We start from the raw sequence: 17,043 nt of genomic DNA on the forward strand, positions 1-17,043 counted from the left end.
GTGGTCTATAGCCTGCTTAAGGCCATCGCGAGCATCTGTTTCAACCTGCTCAATCTCCTGCTTATGGGCAATCTGCCGCCGCTTGGGGCGGTCAATGTGGTCGTCGAGAGCGAGGGGCGATTCCTCGTCGTGCGTACAGCGCGCGGCACATGGAGTTTCCCTGGTGGCTTTATCCGCTGGCGCGAGACGCCTTTAGAGGCGGCAGTGCGTGAATGTGAGGAAGAGACCGGCTTGCATATCCGGGCGCAGAGCATCATTGGCTGCTACTGGTTAGTGAGCGCTTCCCCGACTCAGATGAGTTCTCTGACGACGGTGGTTTGCGGCGAGGTCACCGGCGGACGGTTGCGTCCGAGCATAGAAGGTGAGCCACTCTGGCTGGAACGCGAGGAGGCCCTGCGCCGCCTGGGCGAGGAGACGCGGGCGATCTTCGCGGACTACGAACGCTTTCTTGCTGGCCAAGCGATAGGTACAGGCGAGCAAGCAAGAGAGCGACGGCCCGGGTGAAGGCGCTGACCTGTCCAGGGCGGTTGCTCGGCTCGTGGCCTGGCCAGGCCATAAGGTTCATCACCCCGATGCTGGTGCTCTCACCGGTGGCGGGCACCTGGCTCCAGACCTGATAGCCGGCCTGCTGGATATTCAGAGAGAGCAGATGCCAGTTCCTATCAGGCGAGAAGGAAGGAAGAAAGAAACCAGTTGCTCAGGTAGTTATGGCAGACGAGATGAAGGCAGTTCATACCGAAGTGGTCTCCGTTGATCCGCAGCAGCCCGCGGCGGATGTAATTGAGCGAGCGGCGGCGCTGCTGCGCGCGGGCGAGCTGGTCGTCTTTCCGACTGAGACCGTCTATGGTCTGGGCGGCAATGCTCTGCAGGAGGAAGCGGCCCGCCGGATCTTTACGGCTAAGGGGCGCCCCTTCACTGACCCTCTCATCGTTCATATAGCACAGAAAGAAGAACTCGAACAGGTGGCTGCCGCCGTGCCAGAGCGGGCGTGGCGGCTGGCCGAGGCGTTCTGGCCGGGGCCGTTGACTCTCATTCTGCCGCGTGGCGAGCGCGTGCCGCGGCTGGTGACGGCGGGCCTGGAAACGGTGGCGGTGCGTCTGCCGAGCCATCCAGTAGCGCAGGCGCTGATTCGGGCCGCTGGCAGGCCCATTGCGGCACCCAGTGCCAACCGCTTCAAGCATGTCAGTCCGACCACGGCGCAGCATGCCCTGGCGGACCTGAACGGGCGCGTGCCACTGATTCTCGATGGCGGGCCGACCCCGGTTGGCGTTGAGTCGACGGTCGTCGATTTGTGCGCGCCCGTGCCACGGATCCTGCGGCCTGGAGGGACGAGTCTGGAGGCGCTGCGCCAGGTATTGCCTGAGATTGAGCCGCCGTCGCCCCCGCGAATCGGGGCAGGTGACGAGCCTGGCGGCCAAGAAGGGCAGGCCCAGCGCTCCCCGGGCCAGCTCCTGATCCACTATTCGCCGACGGTTCCTCTGCTCCTCTTCGATGGCGAGGATGCCGCTCAGCGAGCAGCCCTCAAGGCCGAAGCCCTGAAGCGCCTGGAGGAGGGGAAGCGTGTGGGTATTCTGGCAGCCAGCGAGGATCTGGAGGTCCTGCGTCCCTGCCAGGAGCGCGGGGCCCTGGTACGGGCGCCGGCTTCACTGGAGGAACCTGCCAGGGTCGCGGCGGCCCTCTTTGCCACGCTGCGGGCTTTGGAGGAGGCTGGGGTTGATGTGATCCTCTGTCGCAGTTTCAAGCCTGTGGGCCTGGGGCTGGCGGTACAGGACCGCCTGCGGCGTGCCGCCGGTGGGCGCGTCATTCTTGCCGAAGCAGAGAGTGGCGAGAGTGCTTCCATTGATGCTCCCTGACTATCTGGATGAAGGCCTCTACCACGCTGGCGATGGTGGCGCTAATCGCCACCATGATCGGGAAGATACAGCAATACAGGCTGATAACTTCTTCTAATAGCAGCCGGGACGACAGCGGTGCCTTGGTTGAGGTCTGAGCGAGAACAAACCCAACTGTGAAAGTGACCACCATGATCAGCAGGCCGCGCAGATGAGTATTGAAGGCTCGACCGAAGGAGCGGGAAAGATCATTACGAACCAGCCAGCCGGTGACGGCAGCGCCCAGAGGCCAGCCGGCCAGAGCGATAGCGCTCGGCCAGGTAGTGGGGAAAAGGCCCCGCCCCTCCAAAGGGACGTTAAGGCACCAGAGGACCGCGATGAATAGGCTGCCGACGAGGAGGCCGCGCCAGCCACCGAAGATTTTCCCTGCCAGGGTGAGGGCCGCCGGTAGGAGCACCAGTAAGGCCAGCGACCAGTACCTGGCCCAGGCCGGCCCAGGCTGGGTGGTTCCTGGAGATGGCTGCAGATACGACAGCAGGAACAACGGGAGCATAGAAACAATCAACAGGAGGGTGTAGAGCAGCAGGGCGATGGCCTGGCCTTGGGTAAGCTTGCCGTTCATCAGTGGCAGGTAGTTGAGTGGGAAATTGGAAGGCCCGACTGAGAGGCGGTCGCTCCTGAAATCGGAAGTAGACGGGTAAGCCTGCTGACGGGCCTTAGACGCCTGGCGAGACGGGCCTTGTCTGCCTCGGGTCTGAGGGCCTTGAACCCTCCGAGCAAGCTTTTCTCGCCTGGCGATCTCCCCCAGGTTGAGAGAGCTTGAGGTCTGCGCAGAGGGGGAATTGCCTGGATCAGGGGACGTCGCAGGATCATTGGTCGCTCCAGGGGCAGGAAGCAGCGGAGACGCGGCGAGGGCCGAGAAGGCCATACCCGCTGACGGCTGGGGCCAGGGCGAGAAGAGCTGTCCTGATTCGCCGTAAGGAGAGGCTCTCATCGTCTCGGTCGTGGACTCCAGCAGTGCCGAGGTAAAGGCTATCACGCTCTCAAAGCGGGCGCGCCAGTCCTTGGCCAGGGCGCGCTGTAAGATCTCTTCCACCTCGGACGGAAGGTTGGGAACCCAACGCCTGAGAGGAGCGGGGGAGGCCGTACAGTGCTGAGCAGCGATCTCGGTGAAATTACCGGTGAATGGCGGCGTTCCACACAGCCACTCATAGAGCACACAGGCCAGGCCATACTGGTCGCTCTCTGGGCGCGGGTAGCCCTGAATCTGTTCTGGGGCCATATAGGTGATGGTACCAGCCATGTCCTGGGCGGTCTGCAACTGGGTGCTGGCTGCAATGGTGGCGACTCCGAAATCGGCCAGCAGCACTGTGTTCTCGGTTTGCAGAAGCATGTTCTCGGGCTTGACGTCCCGATGGACAAGGCGTTGCTCGTGAGCATACTGGAGAGCCTCGGCCACCTGGTGAGCGTAATTAAGGGCCAGGGACAGTGGCAGCCGGCTGCCGCGTGGGTAGCGCTGGCGCAAGGAACCGCCAGGCAGATAGTCCATGACAAGGTAGGGCAGATGATCCTCATGCAGACCGAAGTCGAGAACACGCACAATATGAGGGTGGACCAGCGAGGCAATGATGCGCGCTTCCTGCCGGAACTGCTCAACGGCACCCTGGTCGGCAATCTGGTGCAGCACCTTGACCGCCACCCTGGTACCCAGATGGAGATGGGTTGCCAGGTAGACCTGGGCAAAGCTCCCTTCACTAAGCAGACGCTCAAGGCGATAGTGCCCGAACTGCCGCCCGCTATGGTCTTTCATTGTCGGCTTCCCTTCCTTCGGGACTCTTTATTCGTTCTGCCGCCAGATAGTGTAACAATTCTTCATCTTTACTGTCAAGCCGCTTGTTTGTCAGTAAAATACCACTGATTAGTATCCAAAGCCAATCTCAGAGTAATCCTATACATCCCTTTGCTCTGCAAAAGTTAAGAACACTCGAAAGAAAAGCTATTCATTGACGGTTTCCATAGTGGATTGCTCAATCTCGTGATAGCTTGAGGTTCTGCTCCCTGGAGCAGAAGACAACTGGCTTTGAGGGCCTGGCGGCCGGTGTCTGGGCGATGGCCTGGCGAAGGAGGCTCCTGGATGTCAGTCTGCAGGAACTGGAGAGAGCCTGCGACCCATACTGTTCCCTGGCTGAGTGAGAAGAAGCGTTGGCGGAAATGGCCTCCCTCTATTTCTGAGTCTCCAGAGGGGCGACCTGTGGAGAGAGGCGGAACCGGGATGTGGGAAAGGGGGGCTGCCACCGTGGCTTTTTCGGCATCGGAGGCAGCAACCGCTCAGGAGCCAGAGCGAGCGACCCCTTTCTCTGCTCCCGAGCTGCCTGCCGTCTGTCCCGGTGCTCAGCCCTGTCGGCGCTCTAGCCAGCGCTGCAGGACCAACTCAATGGCCGCCCCGACCAGCAGGATCGTCAGCAGAGAAGAGAGCACGCTCCAGAAGAGGGCCGCACGCAGACCCGGTACCAGCGAGGCCAGCGTCACCAGCAGCGCCAGCGTCACCTCTGCCATACTCGTTTTCCCCGTGAGGTTGCCCAGCAATGGTCCCAGGACCAGCAGCAAGGCGCCCGGCAGCAAGGCAGCAAGCGAGCGTCCGAAGCCGCGCAGCGTCCGGTGCTCATAGAGCCAGCCAGTCACCAGGGCCGCCACAGGGGGCACCAGCAAGAATGGCGAAAATGGCAACCAGCGCCCTGCCAGACTGATCGCTGCCAGGAAGAGGGCGTAGAGACCATTCACCAACGCCCCGCGCCAGCTTCCCCACAAGGCCCCCGCCAGCAGGGTTCCACTACCGATCAGTGTTCCCCCCAGAGCTGTATAGAGCCAGAGCGGCAGGCCCAGCGTCTGCCAGGGGGCTGGCAACAGAAGCAAGGGGAGGAAGGGGGCAATCAGGGCCGCCGCATAGAGGGCCAGCCAGAGGGCCTGGCGAGCCGACCAGGCACCTTGAAGTACCGGCAGATAATTCAGAGCCATCGGCGGGGGAGGTAAGCGGGGGGGAGGCGCCCCCGTTTCTGCATAGTACGAGAAAGCCGGGACCTGCTCCGCTGGCAGGGTCGGGCTACCCCCGGAGAAGCTCTTGCTCTCACCCACCGCCAGGCGAAGCGGAGCGGCGGCTGGCGAGATAGCGGTGATCTCATATCCCGCCGCCGCCTCCTCCAGGGCCAGGGCAAAGGCCCGCACCGAAGGGAAGCGCGCCCGCCAATCCTTGGCCAGAGCCTGCAGAAGAACCTGCTCCACCGCCACAGGCACCTCCGGCGCCCGCGCCCGCAGCGGTGGAGGCGCCACCGTGCAATGACGCGCCGCCACCTCAGCAAAGCTGCCCACAAAAGGCGGCGCCCCAGCCAGCCACTCGTAGAGCACCACCGCCAGTGCGTACTGATCGCTCTCCGGGCGAGGGTGGGCCTGAATCTGCTCGGGTGCCATGTAGAGCACCGTCCCCGCCAACTCCTGGCCGCCAGCCGCCCTCCCTGCCGCCTGGCTCAGCGTACCGGTTGTCTCCAAAATCGTGGCAATGCCGAAATCAGCCAGCCGCAGCAGGCCATCGTCGCCGAGCAACATATTCTCCGGTTTCACATCGCGATGAACGATGCGCCGCTCGTGCGCGTGATGGAGAGCCTCCGCCGCCTGACGCACATAGTCGAGGGCCTGCCTCAAGGGGAGGCGGCTGCCGCGTGGAAAGCGCTGACGCAGCGAGCCGCCGGGCAGATAGTCCATTACCAGATACGGCAGCCGCTCCTCATACAGCCCGAAATCGAAGACTCGCACAATGTGGGGATGCACCAGAGCGGCGATCGTACGGGCCTCATGGCGGAACTGCTCGATCGCCTCCGGACCGAGCGAGGTATGGAGCACCTTCACTGCCACCTGGGTCTGCAAGTGAATATGGGTTGCCAGATAGACCTGGGCGAAGCTTCCCGCCCCGAGCAGGCGCTCTAAGCGATAGTGGCCGAACTGCTGGCCGCTGTAATCGGTCATAGCTCCTATCCCTACAAGCGTGATCAGCCTCTAGACAAGCCCTGCTGTCTTGTCCCGCTACTCCAAAGCGGGGATGGCGGGCCTCTCCCTTCCTTTCTCCCTCCCGCCCCCTGGTCTGCCCACAAAGCCAGCCCCAATAGCCACTCGGCCCAGAAAAGGTTCTCCACCAGGCAGTGGGGCAAGCCTCCTCCCTCCTGAAGGGGGCAGCGAGCGGGCGGAGGCGGGCGGAGGCGGGACGAGCCTGGCCTTAGCCCTGCCTGGCCACGAATTCCCCGCGCATAAACCCCAACAGATAGTCACTCGCCGGGTGGCGCGCTCGCCGGATGGCTTCTATGACTGCCTCTCGATCATAAGGAACGCGCCGTAGCTGAAGCTGGTAACCGCTATTATTAGCCTTTACAATCGCGTAGCTGGCCATCAATTCCGGAGTCACCGGGTTACTCACGCTTCCCAGGTTCACCACCCGCACCCCGGCGATCGTCCGATCCAGCGGAATGTGGGTATGGCCGACGCAGATCAGGTCGGCGTTGCAGTCCCTGACCAGGGCTTCCAGCTCGGCATCGCTCAAGCGGGGATGGATACCTGGGCCATCGTCGGTACCGGGGGCCGCATGGACGCCGAGCAGACGTGTGCCATCGGGCAGCGTCAGTCGCTGTTCCAAAGGAAGACGGCCCAGCCAATCCAGCCAGCCAGTGGCTGTCAGATAGCCTTTTGTCCAGGCGAAGCTCTTCACCGTACTCAGCAGCTTGGGCAGCAGCTCAAGGCGGCCCTGAGCGCGAATCTGCTCGATCGAGATGGGCAGCTCGTCGCTCACCACATAGCGGTCCGTATTGCCGCGCGTGAAACGCACGCGGGGCAGCTTCGTGACTCGTTCCAACACGGCCACGGGGTCATAGCCAATCGCGGCCAGGTCGCCCAGAATCCAGTACTCATCGATCGGTCCCTGCCTCTGGCAATCGGCCAGCACGGCATCCAACGCGATTGGATTACCGTGAATATCCGACAAAATCGCAACGCGCATATCACAAGTCCTCTCTTCGCTGTAGCTCAGTTACCTTCGACCCAAGACGCTTTCTAGAGAAACGCATCAATTACCTGCAAGCAGAACCAGCCTGATCTGATCTGAGGGAACCTCAGTCAGCATGCCGGTGTCGACTCAGCAGCGATCGCTATGGAGAGGAAGATCGCCCTGGGCTGGTTGGTCCCTCTTGCTCTCCTCACCACCGGACAGTCAGCGCGTCCAGCCCTCTGGGAGCATCCTGTGAATAGAACGACGCGATGGTTCTGCTGTCTCTCGCCTCGGTCGTATCACGATGGTACATCTCTGTAGAGGATAGCACATCGTAAGCTGTCTGGTAGCTACTCCAGACAATCGGGCTATGGCTGAGATTCCTGCGGAGATCTAGGGAAGCTCCTGACGGGGAACGGATCCAGAAAGCGCGCAAGGAGAACAGAGTTGATAAGACAGATAGAGGAAATCTTTTATCGTTCCTGGAGCATATAGCGAATTTTGAGTGCGATCTGCAGAGAGAGCCGCAGCTCTGAATCTTCAAGGGACTGGCCAAGCAATTCCTCAATGCGTTCCAGGCGATAGAGCAGGGAATTGCGATGCATATGCATAGCGCGAGCCGCCTCGCTCAGATTGCCGTTGCAGCGGAAGAAGCATTCCAGCGTCTCGATCAGCTCGCCGCCGCGGCTATCATGTTCCAGGAGCGGGCCGAGCGTCTCGCGGTAGAAGGCGATCAGCTCCTCGTGGCCGTAGAGGTGGAAGAGGAGACGATAGATCCCCAGGCGGGCGAACGAATGCAGGCGGCCCTCGCCGAAGAGGCGGCGTCCGATCTCCAGCGCCTGCTGAGCCTCGCGCATCGACTGGCCGATGCCCTGGATCTGGTGGGCGATGCGTCCGACGCCCACCGAATAGAGAGGATTGCTTTCCTGGCGCGTGGCCGGGCGAGAGCTGCCGGGCGGCGCGCTCTCTCCTTTGAGGAAATTGGTACTTTGCAGAACGCGGCTATGGACTCGTTCCAGGCGCGAGAAAAGCGCCTGCTCCAGCTCATGATCGGAGCGGAGATCGCTGCTAGCGGGGCGCAGATCGCCGAGGGGGAGCAGAGCCGTCACGCGCTGCTGCTCGGTGACCACCCAGGCGGTGGGCCAGGAGCGTAGCAGCTCCTCGCGCACGCGGCGGCTCCAGCCTGCGGTGAGGCTGCCGAGCAGAGGGGCGGGATGCTGAGGAGACAGCTCGAAGACCGCCACCACCTGGGGAGGAGTCAGATCGTGGCCCAGCAGGCGGGCGCGAGCCTGCATCTCCTCCGGCTGCTGGTAGTTGCCCTGGACCACGTCGAGGAAAGCCTCCAACTGATAGCGGCTCTCCACCTCGCTGCGCTCGCGCTCGCGCACAAATTCCAGGGCCAGGATAGGCGAGACCTGGCCGAGCAGCAGGCGTTCCTGATAATCGAAAGTCTGCTCTCTGCCGATCAGGGAAAGATAGCCGACGATCTCGTGGCGGATCAGGATCGGAACGACCACGCGAGCCAGACCCTCCTGGCGGAGGGCTTCCTCATCCTGCAAGGAAGGCAGGCTCGCGGGTAACATCCCTTCTGGCTGGACGCCGGGGGGAGCCACCTGCCAGCGGGGGGAGTAGTCCGCATCCTGGACCACGACCCACTTGCCAGTTACCCGGGCCAGGTGCTCGCAGAGGCCCTGGACCCCGACGCCCTGGACGCTGAGCTGCATCAACTGGTGAGCCACCTCGGTGGCGCGGCGCTCGATCTCGCTGCGGAAGCTGGCCACAAAGGTGATCACCTCGCGCACGATCTCCTCCAGCGGAGCCGAGGCCGGCAGGTAGATCAGCGGCAAATGTAGACGGTTGGCCACGGCCTCCGCCTCCGGCCCGAGGGACTCGATCGTGGGGGCGGCGACCGCCACGGCGGCGATCCCCTCTCGGTGCAGCGTCTGCAGCAGATGTGGCAGCGTCTCATCGAGGCGGCGCAGCTGGGCCAGGCTCAGCAGGGCCAGCTCGCCGCCCCGGATGCTCTCAAAAGCCGGCAGGCGGGCGCGCATCCGCAAGGCCCAGGTCACGCGGCGCTCCAGTCCCTCGGCGCCGGCCACCAATTGGGCGTCACGGGAAGCGAGCAATGTGAGGACATTGCGCACCGTCGCCGCTGAAGCGGGGGACGGGCTAGTCATCGCGGCGCCTCCATACAACAGGGAAGCGCGGCGTTACCGCCGCGCCGTATTCGCAGCCGTACTCGCGCTGGCTCGCTGAGCCTTGCGCTTCTCTCGGCGTTTCTTCTCCTTAATGCGGTGTTTGCGAAGGGCGACTCGTTTTCGCTTATTCATAGAGAGTATAACCTCTTTCCAGCATAGGATAGTCTTGTGAGTTCCAAGAAGAGAAGCCTCTCATCGAGAGCAAGCGCCCGAGGTCAGCGCCACCTGTCAGGCCCCACCTGGCGTGGCCAGGCCCGGCTCGGCCCGGCCTGATCTGGCGAAAGGAGAAGCCGGACCCAGGGAGAAGCGTTGTCGGGGAGGGGAGGAGAGAGCAAGCCCCAGGAAAGGAGAGAGGTGGAAGCCAGCCAGTTGGTCCATCTGGCTGTTCTTCGGCTTGCCTGCCTGCCTGCTCTCCTACTCCTCGACATCGCTGCCGGACTCGAAATCGAGGTCGCCGAACTCGTCGCTTTCCTCGGCGCCCTCGTAGTACTCGTCCTCGCTGAGCAGTTCGTCCTCCTCGTCGCGGTCGTAGCGCAGCATGCTATCCTTCGTGTAGGGCCTGACGAGTTCACCACCAGCCTGGGCCGGGAAGCTCACCGTGCCCACCATGCTGGGATGCTGGTAGGACTCACTGATCACCACGCGGACGTGGCTGTTATCGAGCGTGGAGATGGCCGCCTCGTAGCGATTGCCGTGCTCCATCAGGGTAATCAAGCGGTTCGCCAGCCGCGGCTCAATCTGGCCGATCCGCTCGCCCGTGGCGGAGCGCACATAGATCGCGTGGCCATCGCGCTCAAGCTGGACCTTCTCGCCGGTGCTGACGCGGGCCAGAACCGGGGGGTCGGCCAGATTGATCAGATCGGTAGTCGTCCGCTTGCCAGGCTCCTCATTGAAGATCACCGGATCGATGGCGACAGTAGCGGCGTTGACCTGGGCCTGATCTTCCTGGATAAGAGCGAGTTGCTCTAAATTTTTGCGAGCGATCGTATTATTAGGGTTGAGCTTCAGCGTCTGGGAGTAGGCTTCGCGGGCTTCGGCGTACATACCCAGCTCGCGGTAAGCCTTGCCCAGGCGATTGTAGGCCTCGGCCTCGTTGGGGAAGAGGCTCAAGATATTGCGATTGGTGACCACCGCCTCCTGCCACTGGCTTGTCAGCGCCTGCTGGATGGCCAGCTCCGTCCACTGCTTCTTCAGCCGGGCCTTCTCCTCCGCCGATAGCGCTTGCGTCATCAGAAGCCACCTCCATCTACGAACGAACTGCGAAAAGCCGCGGGCCAGATCCTGGCCCGCCTATTATACCGCAACTGCGCAGCCCTGCAAGGACCAGGCCGTGGCGCGCTCGATGCGCACCTGCACCAGGTCGCCGGGGCGCAGCGCCTCAAGGTCGACATTCGCCTCGCGTCCATCGTGGAAGGACAGATGTCCTTCCTCATCAGCGGGAGGGAAGTAGACCAGCTTGTTGCCACGGTTGCGGCCCTTCCACTGACGGCGGCCATGCAGCGTATTGCTCTCCTCGATCAGGACCTCCTCCACTCGTCCCACATACTGCTGATTCAGTTCCAGCGCGATGCGGGCCTGGACTTCCTCGACGGCATGCAGCCGGCGCTTCTTCTCGGCCAGCGGCACGTCGTCGGGCCAGCGAGCCGCCACCGTGCCCGGGCGCGGCGAGTAAGCGGCCACATGGACCACATCGAAGCGGATCTCCTCCAACAAGGCGAGCGTATGCTGAAACTCCTCCTCGGTCTCGCCGCAGAAGCCGACGATGACGTCCGTCGAGAGCGTGACGCCGGGCCACCAGGCGCGCAGCCTGGCGATCAGCTCACGGTACTCGGCGATCGTATAGCCGCGCTTCATCCGTCGGAGCACGGCGTCATCCCCAGACTGCACAGGAATATTGACATGCTCGCAGACCTTGGGCAGGGCCGCCATGCGTTGGATCATGCGATCCGTCATATGACGCGGGTAGGAGGTCATAAAGCGGATGCGCTTAAGGCCCTCGATCTCGCTTAGCTTCTCCATCAAATCGGCCAGGTCTGGCTGACCGGGCAGATCGAGACCATAGGCCTCGATGGTCTGGCCGAGCAGCGTCAGCTCGCGTGCGCCCTTGGCCACCAGCGACTGCGCTTCGGCAAAGACCTCCTCCAGCGGGCGGCTGCGCTCGCGGCCCCGGCGATAGGGGACGATGCAGTAGGTGCAGACCTTATTGCAGCCTAGGATCACCGGCAGCCAGGCCGTGGGGGCCACATAGCGGGCCTCGATCTTTGTCGGGTAGTGGGCCACGCGCTCGCCAGGGCGGGGCGTGATGGCCATCGGCAGCACCGTGCGCTGCCCGCTGCGATTGAGAGAGGTTGCGATCGTCGGGGCCGGCAGGCTTCGGCCAGGCTCCGCCTCGGCCTCTCGCGTCAGCGGCTGGAGCTGGTGCAGTTGACCGCTCTCGTCCTGATACTCGATATCCAGGCAGCCCGCTCCGGAGATAGGCGTCCAGCGCTCTTCAAGGAAGCGCGGCAGGATATCGGCCTGCTCCACCTTGAAGAGCAGATCGATATGGGGATAGCGGCGGGTCAGCTCGTCGATGGTCTTCTGATTGCCGATCATGCAGCCCATCAGAGCAATCAGCAGATCGCTGCGCCGCTCCTTCATCTGCTTGAGGCGCACCAACAGATTGTGGGCCTTCTCCTCGGGGGCCTGGCGCACGCTGCAGGTGTTGAGGACCACGAGATTGGCCTGCTCCAGGCTCGCCTCTTCCCAACCCAGTTCGTCGAGCATGCTCTGAATGCGCTGCGAGTCGGCCTGATTCATCTGGCAGCCGACCGTCCAGATATGGTACTTCCCCTTAGGAATAGTGGCAGTTGTGGTCATGATGGATCGTCCCTCTCCGAGCCTCAAGGCTTCAGGTCCATGCTTCCTTCTGTGCTCGTGCTCTGCTCCGTTTCTCTGTTCTGTGCCTGCCCGCCCTGCGCTGGCCGGCTGGCTGGCTGGCTGGTAGCCATGCTTCCTTCGTGCGTGGATCAGTCTCTTTTTCCTGGCTGGGTATTATACACCATCCACTCGGGATTTAGAAAGTCCAGACTTTGAGATTGCGATAGGCCACATCTGTCACCTGGCCACCTCTCACAAATGGCACGGCCAGCAGGGCCAACTGTCCGGCCCGATAGCGTCCGTCGTTGATGCGCAGTACCGGCTCGCGATTGAGGTAGATCGTCAGGCTGGAGCCGCGGGCCACCAGCGCCAGGAGGTTGGTCTCTCCAAGGCCACGCTGGTAGCTCAGAGCCAGGCCCCGCGTCAGTTCCTGGGCCTCGTTGCCACCGGTGTAGGCGAACAGGGTATAGAGGCCGGCAGTGCTGACCTGGAAAAGATAGTATTTCTCGTGATCGATGTCGGCCCCACGGAAGAGCAGCCCGCCCTGGTCTCCCTGGACGATGGTCATCTCAACCTCCAGGGCGAAGTCGCTGTAGCTGATGCCGTTGCTGCAGCTCTCGAAGTAGCGCGGGTCCTGGCTCACGACATGGTAGGCCCCGCCGCGAAAGCTGCAGTGCGGGCCTGTTTCCCAGCCGATGCTGCTGGGCGAATCGCTCAGGGGTGTGTAGAGGACGAGTTGTCCGCCGCCCGGTGGGTAGGGGTTGGGGTAGGCAGTCAGGACCGAGGCTGTGGCCTGAGCGGCAGCCGTGGCCCGCGCCACGGCGCTCGCCTGCTCGTTGGCCTGTCTGGTGGCCACGGAAGCGCTGGCAGCGGCGCTGGTAGCGGTAGCGTCGGCCTGCTCGCTGGCTTGCTGCTGTTGATGGAGCACGAGCAGCAGCAAGCCGCTGCCGACCAGCAGCAAAAGAGCGACCAGCGATACGATCAGCCAGGGGCCTCCTCTCGGGCGAGAAGCGCTGCGCTGGGTGGGCGCCGCCCAGGTTCGGGGAAGCGATGGCATCGATGCGGACAGGCCCCCTGGTCCCTGCTCCTGGGAAGATGTCGGAGAAGCCGGCTGGGCGGCGGTGGCGAAGGGGGGAGAGGAAATATGCCTGGCTGCCAGATGCGCTGCCTGGCTGCTGAGCTGCGTTGGAGCTTCCTCCGCTGGCGAAGGGGTGGCCGGTCCCGTCTCGGGTGGACCGGGCAGCACGCTGATGGTAAGTTGGAGCGAGCCATAGGTGCCATCTTCTCGGCGCCGTCCCAGGCCGGCCAGGCTGAGTCGCTGGCCCGATTGGATGCCTGCTGGCAGGGTGATCGGGAGTTGGCGACCGTCGGGCAGCAGCAGCGTGCGGCTGGTGCCCGATCTGGCCTCTTCTGCACTGATAGCCAGCGTGGCGTACAGATCGTCTGCTGACTGTGACTCGGGCTGTAGGGACATAGTCCGCGATTACCTCCTGCGAAGTGGACGCCCTCCGGGTGGGCGTGGAGCAAGAAGAGCCTCTCGATGCTCTGCTTTTTTTTCTTTGCTCTCTTCGGCTACCTCTTCCTTCTGTCCTTACAAAACGGCTCAGGAGGCTGAAAGTGTCGTGCCGTTTGGCGAATGTTCTCTCTCAGTCAGGAAAGCACCCGCTGGGCCTGCAGAATCCGGAGTCCTCCGAGGAGCAGGCAGAGATCGGCCACCTGAAGAAAAAACAGGTTGTTGAAGCTGTTCGTGATTCCGGGGATGGAGAGGAGAAGGATGATGGTAGGAAAGAGGCCGAAGAGGAGCGTTGGCCCTGGATGGAGGCGCCAGCAGGCGGGGCGCAACCACCAGATCAGCAGTCCCAGCCAGAGAGCGAGGCCGGCGATGGCGTCGGCGATCGTCACCAGGGAGCGCTGGTCGGGGGAGGTAAGCCAGTAGTCGAGCAGGACGGCGCCGCTACCTCCCAGCAGGGCCAGGGCGAAGAACCAGGTATCCCAGCGGGGAGACCGGGCTCGCTCCGTAGCGAAGCAGAGGTACATGCCCAACAAGGAGAGATTGCCCGAGGCATTCAAATAAGCGACCGCAGCAGGCTGGGCGCTGGCGCGCAGATTGAAAAGCAGATTGAGGCTTGCAAAGCAGGCCCACAGGCACCCGAAAATGGCACCCAGACGGACCCAGGCCGTTCGTCCGCGCACCAGCAATCCCAGCCAGAGCAGCAACAGAGCTGCCAGATGCGCAAGCAGGGGCCAGTTGCCGCCATAGAGATGGGCCAGCCAACCGTTGGTCAAAAGGCACTCGGCAGAAAGGCCCAGGCCAAGGGTCAGGGCGAAGACCACGATAAAGCCCGGCGTCCACACGACTCTCTCCGGGGCTTCGCCCGGAGGCGCTATCTCTAGCGTAGCTGACTCCTCTGTCTTAACTGCTGCAGAACCGGCCTCGCCCGGCCCTGCGTCTGTGCAGGCAGCCTGCTCTGGCTGAGCGGGGTGCCCGCCCTGGTCGGCGGCCCGCTCATGCGGCTCAATGGCACTCTCGGCCATGCTCTCCCCCCTTTCCTTCATTCCTTAGAATTATACTCCACGGCGCAGAGAGAGCAGCAGCGCCAGGCAGAACGGTCCTGCTCGATCTGGCGCCCTCAGACGCGAGGCAGGTCCTTCCCGCCGGCAGCCGTTCGGGAGAGGCGGGAAGGAGAGGCCAACGAGTGACGAAACGGAGAGGCCATGGGGGAGCCGGCCAGCCGGAAGATCTCAGGCTGCTTACTCCGACAGCTCCATCCCGACCATGCGCGCGGCCTGACGCCGCAGCACCTGCAGGCCCTCGCTGAAGCGCACCGGATACGGCTCCTCAACCGTCAGCGCCCGATACTTCTCGGGCAGGGCTGCCAGATTTTGCTGGGCCAGCTCGCGGATCTCTGAGAGCGGTGGCAGGCTACCGGGCACCATCTCGCCGTTGCGCATGACCGGCTTCAGCAGGCGGTGGTAACCCGTCGGGGCCGGCTCATGGGCCAACTGTACGACGTCCTCCTCCCACTGTGGATGGCGATAGATCTCCTTTTTGCCCGGCCAGGTCGACTTCTCGCTGGCCAGCTTCACCTTGGGATACTCGGTGCCGTTCTCGTCGACGTACCAGACCTCTTTATAAACCGCCCCCAGCGAGCCGCCGGCAATGCCACGCTCCACCGAGCCGGCGCCGCTGCCCAGCGCGGTGCCGACGCCGAAGGCATCGATGGCGGCCCCGGCCTGCAGCAGCTCCAGAATCTTCCACTCGTCCAGGTCACCGCTGGCCAGAATGCGTACCTGCTGAAGGCCCGCCTTATCGAGCTGCTCGCGGATATAGAGGCTGTCGGCTACCAGGTCGCCGCTGTCGATGCGCACGGCAGCCAGAGTATGGCCCAGGGTCTCTTGGGCGCGCAGGGCTACCTCGATGGCCGTATGGATGGCGCGCCGCGGGTCGTAGGTATCCAGCAGCAGGGTATAGCGGTTGTAGGCCTGGGCGATGGCCTCAAAAGCCTCCTCCTCGCTGTCGAACAGCTCGATCAGGGCGTGGGGGACCGTGCCGGTGGCCGGCAGGCGGAACTCGTAGGCGGCGTTGAGCAGGGAGGTGCTGGCGCAGCCGCCGATGTAGGCCGCGCGGGCCACCGTCATCGGCTCCTGCGCGCGGCGGAAGGCGAACTCCGCTACGCGACGCGGCTGGCCCTGCTGGGCGGCGTAGACGATGCGCGAGGCTTTGGTGGCGATCAAAGTGGCCAGATTGATAGCCTGCATGATGCCGGCTTCCAGCAGCAGCGCCTCGCGGAAGGGGGCCGTCACGCGCAGAATCGGCTCATTGGGGAAGGCAATTGAGCCTTCCGGCATGGCCAGGATCTCGCCCGTGAAGCGCAGGTTCGCCAGCTCGTCCAAAAAGGCAGCATCGTAGTCGCGGATGCGCGCCAGAAAGGTTAGCTCTTCTTCGGTATAGCGGAAGGATTGCACGAACTCGAGCGCGGCCTCCAGGCCAGCGACAAGCAAATAGGCGCCGCCGAAGGGGGCGGTGCGCGTGTAGAGGTCAAAGGTGGCCAGGCCGTTGCGACCGGTGCGCCAGCTCACATAAGCAGCATCTGGATGGTACATGTCCGTCATTAATCCCGGGTGCACACTGGGGGCGCGGCGATGCATGGGTTGCCCTCCTCACTTAGTGTACTTTGTACCCTATTAGAAAATCAGGGATATTGTACCACAAGCGAGCGGGGGAGGGGCAAGGAATCGGCCTGACGGGCCTGGCGGCGATTGACACTCAGCCCATTGGTGTGCTACTCTCTATCTGTTAGCTGAAACGAGTTCTTGCCGGTCTGGCGCGCTTACCTGCAGTGCGTCCCGCGCCTTCAGAAGGGGTTGCCGCCGCTGTCTCCCCTGGTCTGGCGCGGAGCCGTCGCCTGGTTGCGGCCTCAACGGGTGCCGGGCGGGGCAGGGCCGGGCAGGGACTTGGGCGCGCACGATGCTCAACTCAACAGGTCGTTCTCTCTGGGCGTGTGTCAGGAGCGAGACGAGAAAGGAAGGAGAAGCCACACTATGAAGAGGGCAGGAGGGCGGCCACCCGCTGAGCCGGTCTGTCCTGTCTTATCCGTTGATCCTTCCCCCGTAGTAGCGAGCCATCCAGAGCAAGAAGCGCAAGCAGGAGGGGCATCTGAGTGCCTGCGGCCTGGCTGATGGCCCAAGAGAGCGCCCAGGCCATCCGCTCTCCTCACTGCAGTCCAATGAATGCCTGAGTGCCCAAGCAAAGCGCTCAACGTGAGCTGTTCCCAACGGTCCTATGCTGTTCCAGGCCCCTGTATACTGAACTGAGGGCAGCAAGCTGCTCACTCGCGGGCCTGATCAAACCGACCAGATGGAGGTTTCACCAATGACGACGAAGCGCGAAATCACGGTGACTGTGAATGGTCAGCAATACCGTTCAGAGGTCGAACCGCGCATGTTGCTGGTGCATTATTTGCGCGATGTGCTGGACCTGACGGGCACGCACATCGGCTGCGACACCTCGCAGTGTGGGGCCTGCACCGTGTTGCTCAACGGCGAGGCGGTCAAGTCCTGCACCGTGCTGGCCGTGCAGGCGGACGGCTGTGAGGTGACGACCATCGAGGGCCTGGCGCCGGAGGGA

The 17,043-nt window shown here is 63.3% G+C and carries 12 protein-coding genes; 3 read left to right on the plus strand and 9 right to left on the minus strand.

Features of this window, described 5'->3' with window-relative positions; all coding sequences use genetic code 11:
- On the plus strand, nt 1-504 hold the full coding sequence (locus ACFMO7_RS20600) for an NUDIX hydrolase (RefSeq protein ID WP_376797365.1): 504 nt from the start codon (nt 1-3) through the stop codon (nt 502-504).
- A 203-nt stretch (nt 505-707) separates the two neighbouring features.
- On the plus strand, nt 708-1,853 hold the full coding sequence (locus ACFMO7_RS20605) for an L-threonylcarbamoyladenylate synthase (RefSeq protein WP_376797366.1): 1,146 nt from the start codon (nt 708-710) through the stop codon (nt 1,851-1,853).
- Here the strand turns inward: ACFMO7_RS20605 and ACFMO7_RS20610 are convergent.
- From ACFMO7_RS20610 to ACFMO7_RS20650, 9 genes are all read right to left on the minus strand, one after another.
- Nucleotides 1,801-3,642 carry a serine/threonine-protein kinase gene (locus ACFMO7_RS20610; protein ID WP_376797367.1) on the minus strand — a complete coding sequence of 614 codons (1,842 nt, stop codon included), beginning with the start codon at nt 3,640-3,642 and terminating at the stop codon, nt 1,801-1,803. The two genes, ACFMO7_RS20605 and ACFMO7_RS20610, sit on opposite strands and share 53 nt — an antisense overlap.
- Before the next feature lie 581 nt (nt 3,643-4,223).
- Nucleotides 4,224-5,849, minus strand: a complete 1,626-nt coding sequence (locus tag ACFMO7_RS20615) for a serine/threonine-protein kinase (protein WP_376797368.1) — start codon at nt 5,847-5,849, stop codon at nt 4,224-4,226.
- 247 nt (nt 5,850-6,096) lie between these two features.
- Nucleotides 6,097-6,870: a metallophosphoesterase family protein gene (locus tag ACFMO7_RS20620; protein ID WP_376797369.1), complete on the minus strand. Its 774-nt coding sequence runs from the start codon at nt 6,868-6,870 to the stop codon at nt 6,097-6,099.
- 461 nt (nt 6,871-7,331) lie between these two features.
- Nucleotides 7,332-9,035: a PucR family transcriptional regulator gene (locus tag ACFMO7_RS20625; protein ID WP_376797370.1), complete on the minus strand. Its 1,704-nt coding sequence runs from the start codon at nt 9,033-9,035 to the stop codon at nt 7,332-7,334.
- A 435-nt stretch (nt 9,036-9,470) separates the two neighbouring features.
- The gene (locus tag ACFMO7_RS20630; RefSeq protein WP_376797371.1) at nt 9,471-10,286 is read right to left on the minus strand and encodes a tetratricopeptide repeat protein; all 816 of its coding nucleotides are present in this window, start codon (nt 10,284-10,286) and stop codon (nt 9,471-9,473) included.
- 63 nt (nt 10,287-10,349) lie between these two features.
- On the minus strand, nt 10,350-11,915 hold the full coding sequence (locus tag ACFMO7_RS20635; RefSeq protein WP_376797372.1) for a MiaB/RimO family radical SAM methylthiotransferase: 1,566 nt from the start codon (nt 11,913-11,915) through the stop codon (nt 10,350-10,352).
- Nucleotides 11,916-12,111: 196 nt separating this feature from the next.
- Nucleotides 12,112-13,389 (minus strand): hypothetical protein, encoded by a 1,278-nt coding sequence (locus ACFMO7_RS20640; protein ID WP_376797373.1) that lies wholly within the window; start codon nt 13,387-13,389, stop codon nt 12,112-12,114.
- 176 nt (nt 13,390-13,565) lie between these two features.
- Nucleotides 13,566-14,450 (minus strand): hypothetical protein, encoded by an 885-nt coding sequence (locus tag ACFMO7_RS20645; RefSeq protein WP_376797374.1) that lies wholly within the window; start codon nt 14,448-14,450, stop codon nt 13,566-13,568.
- A gap of 216 nt (nt 14,451-14,666) precedes the next feature.
- The gene (locus ACFMO7_RS20650; RefSeq protein WP_376797375.1) at nt 14,667-16,064 is read right to left on the minus strand and encodes a nicotinate phosphoribosyltransferase; all 1,398 of its coding nucleotides are present in this window, start codon (nt 16,062-16,064) and stop codon (nt 14,667-14,669) included.
- Between the two features lie 724 nt (nt 16,065-16,788).
- Between ACFMO7_RS20650 and ACFMO7_RS20655 the strand changes: the two genes are divergently transcribed.
- Nucleotides 16,789-17,043: (2Fe-2S)-binding protein (locus ACFMO7_RS20655; RefSeq protein ID WP_376797376.1), on the plus strand; the 255-nt coding region annotated here is incomplete at its 3' end.

It is taken from the genome of Thermogemmatispora sp., assembly GCF_042408735.1.
Lineage (GTDB): Bacteria > Chloroflexota > Ktedonobacteria > Ktedonobacterales > Ktedonobacteraceae > Thermogemmatispora.